The 454-nt window shown below is 56.2% G+C and carries 1 pseudogene; it reads left to right on the top strand.

Going from position 1 to position 454, the window contains the following annotated elements:
* Positions 1-195: 195 nt before the first annotated feature.
* Positions 196-454 (top strand): annotated as a pseudogene (locus DEQ92_RS22635) (ion transporter); the annotation flags it as partial.

Raw genomic sequence — 454 nt, 5'->3', positions numbered from 1 at the left:
GACGGCGTAATCGTCCTCTGATGTCGTCTACGCGGATGTATCTGGGCTACTAGCGACTCCTCAACCCGCTCCAATCCGCTCTGAGGAGAGAGCAGGTATTTCTTCGGTCAGTCGGCACTGCTGGAATCCACTTCGACTATTGAGACGACTACGGTCGCCGCCACGGTATAAGTATCTCACGGGTGAATCCGAAATATGGGTAGCCACGCGCCCGGCTCGCACGGAGGGACTCTCCGAGACGTCATTCGATTTTACCTCCTCGACCACAAGACGATTGTCGGCAAGGCAATCGACATCTCGCTGCTCGTGCTTAATCTCGTGTTCGTGGGAGTGTTCGTCGCCGAGACGTACTCAGTCGCTGCGTCACTCCAGTCGATGTTCTGTGTTATCGAAGCCGGTATCTCGGTTATCTTCCTCGTGGAGTATCTGCTTCGGGTGTACGGTGCCCGGAGCC

The organism is Haloferax sp. Atlit-6N, from assembly GCF_003383195.1.
GTDB lineage: Archaea > Halobacteriota > Halobacteria > Halobacteriales > Haloferacaceae > Haloferax > Haloferax gibbonsii.
The sequence above is the reverse complement of the archived record's forward strand: the minus strand, read 5'-3'. Positions and strand labels throughout refer to the sequence as shown.